This is a genomic window from Acetobacterium wieringae (assembly GCF_026646375.1).
GTDB lineage: Bacteria > Bacillota > Clostridia > Eubacteriales > Eubacteriaceae > Acetobacterium > Acetobacterium wieringae_A.
Genome location: NZ_JAIPPU010000043.1, coordinates 1 through 2,752, shown reverse-complemented (window position 1 = coordinate 2,752; position 2,752 = coordinate 1). Strand labels below are relative to the sequence as shown.

Here is a 2,752-nt window from a genome sequence, read left to right as displayed (position 1 = left end):
AGGGGCTTGGAAAATTCCTTGCGCGTTTTGACTGAACTATTATTGACAATTCCAATGAAGCCATTGTTATTTTTGCAACACGATTATTGACCTCGTACTTGATACTCTGATATTCCATTTGCATACACATTTTTTAATCCTTCTTTCTTTTTACTTAATCATTAATTTACCATGTATGGACAATTGATCGAAATGAACAAGCTTTTTCACAGGGGAGTAATTCCGGCCGATCAATGAGTGGCTTGCAACCTGCACATATTGATTTGAGTTTATTACAATTGTCTTTTTTTATAATGGCCACTTCTTCATCCCAATCATTCAACGCCATTTCGAAAACTTTTTTTTGGCAGCTCTCTAAACACCCCCTTTCATTGCACTCCGTACAGTTATGTGTATCAATTGCGATATAATAACTGCCGGAACCATCCTCAAACCCATAATTAGCAATCATCGTTTTCCTCCAATCAAATTGACTTCCTATTCTTTTCTTTTCCACCAACTCGTGCTTTGATCATTTGCTATCAACGCAGCTCCCAATGCACCGGCAATCTGCTGATCCATTTTCGTTTCTAATGCTTTCACTCCGAGTATCCGCTCAATACGTCGCACAACACCGATATTCTTTGCAATTCCTCCAGTAATTGCAAAATCTTCTTCTATGCCATTACGTTCAAGCAGTCTTGCTACTCGAAGAGCCATCGCATGGCAATAAGCTGCTAGCACCTTTTCCTTGCTCCATCCAGCACGCATTAAATTTGTAGCCTCAGTTTTTGCAAATATGACACAAATACTGGATACCGGTGGCGGTTCTTCATCAATCTTAAAAGACATTTCGCCAATATCTTCAACATGGACAGACAACAGATTCGCTATAACTTCCATTCCTCGTCCAGTACCGGCAGCACATTTGTCATTCATCATAAAAGATGTCACTTTCCCCTCTTCATTACAATGAATGGCTTTACAGTCCTGACCTCCCATATCAAGAATTGTACGTAGAGACGGACCATATATCATATTTGCCCCACGGGCATGGCAGCTGATTTCTGTAACACTTTTGTTTGCAAAAGGAACATTAACCCTGCCATAGCCTGTTCCAACCGTGTATCTGAGATCTTCGAGGCTCAGTCCGGTTCCATCCATTGCCCATTTCATAGCGTCGATAGCTGAATTTGGACTATTTGAACCGGTGCGAATACTGGAATATGCGTACAACTCACCATCTGCCAGAATCACAGCCTGTGTGCTAGTGGACCCAATATCTACTCCAGCTGTTATCAGACTGCCACTGCAATCTGGAATATTAGGGTTTTTCCAGTTCGACTCTTCCCATCTCCAGTATTCAGTTTTTTCGACATTATTAATTGTCATCGTCTCCTCCTAATAGCTAATTTCTTGATATCTATTTAGAACCCAATGCTAAACCATGATCAACTGCATAAACAGCTGCGCCAATAGCACTGATAAATTCGGAATCTTCAGCTATAACAATCTCTTTCTCCAATAAATCCTGTAAGCATTTTACCAATCCTTTATTGTAGCCGGGTCCACCGATCAGCATAATGCCGTCCACAATGCCAACTCTCCTAATCAACGAACTAATTCGATTACATATTCCTACATGGATGCCATGTGCAATATCTTCTACTGTTTCCTGCTGATGAATGAGAGAAATTACTTCCGATTCAGAAAATACAACGCACTGTGCATTCATGGGTAGATCCTTCTTATGGCGCAAAGAATAATCACCCATCTCCTCAGTTTTAATCTGAAGTGCTCTTGCCATGGCCTCTATGAAAGTGCCTGCACCCGAAGCACATTTATCATTAACTTCATAATTTTTAACTTTTCCATCTCGATTCAATTGCATTGCGCGACAACCTTCTGCACCTAAATCGATAACAAGATTTACATCTGCATTTATAAAACGCGACCCTTTCGCCGCCGAACTGACTTCGTTTATACTTGTATTAGAAAAATCAACCATGTCCCGACCTGCGCCAGTTGTCACAATAGCATGCACATCTTCTTTTCTAACACCTGCATTTTTCAGAACCTTTGTGTAAACTTTCTCAGCGGCAATTTTCCCATCAAACTCTGTTTCGACTGACGCTTTATCAACAATTTTTCCATCTTCCATTAAAATTGCTTTTGTGTTTTGGTTTCCACAATCAATACCAACTGTAATCACACCAACACTCCCTTTTATTTTATTTAAGCAAATACATCAATAGTATCTTCTCGCTTGTGTTAAATACTTTAAGCAATACTTATGCCAAACTAGATGCAATCACAAAAAAAAGAGATGAAAGTGCTTTTTTTTATTTTTATAAAGCGCTATTCATCTTTTTTGTTGTTATTAATGCTATATATATTATTGTATATCTTTTTTATCAATTAATATCCAAAGTAAATACAGTATTTTTAATTTTCTTCGATAGTTCATTTATCGAACCGATGGTCATATCATGTCATTTATTACAGAATCACCTCATTACAAGTCATATCATGTCATTTCATGTCATTTCTCTTTGTTTTAATGTTATTTTAACTATCAAATAAATCGTTAAATCTTAATTCTATAAAGTAGAAATCCCCAAACAGAGCCAAATTCTTCTTGTAAAAATAAAAACACCACTTTACATTTTTTCTGTAAAGTGGTGTTTTGGGGAACACCTTATTTTCAGGTTGCTTAAAGCATGCCATATTTTTTCAATCTTCTGTAAAATGTGCTCAGGGGCATGTCCAAATA

The 2,752-nt window shown here is 37.8% G+C and carries 3 protein-coding genes; all 3 read right to left on the bottom strand.

Translation table 11 applies throughout. The features are described from left to right. Positions 1–166: 166 nt before the first annotated feature. From Q7P33_RS17810 to Q7P33_RS17800, 3 genes are read right to left on the bottom strand one after another with little or no spacing between them, the layout of a single operon-like run. Positions 167–451, bottom strand: a complete 285-nt coding sequence (locus tag Q7P33_RS17810) for a ferredoxin (protein WP_303872085.1) — start codon at positions 449–451, stop codon at positions 167–169. Positions 452–477: 26 nt separating this feature from the next. After that, complete coding sequence (gene bzdQ / locus Q7P33_RS17805; RefSeq protein WP_303872084.1) at positions 478–1,371, bottom strand: benzoyl-CoA reductase, bzd-type, subunit Q; 894 nt, start codon at positions 1,369–1,371, stop codon at positions 478–480. Positions 1,372–1,402: 31 nt separating this feature from the next. Then, a complete protein-coding gene (locus Q7P33_RS17800; RefSeq protein ID WP_303872083.1) occupies positions 1,403–2,191 on the bottom strand; it encodes an acyl-CoA dehydratase activase in 789 nt (262 codons plus the stop codon). Positions 2,192–2,752 lie beyond the last annotated feature (561 nt).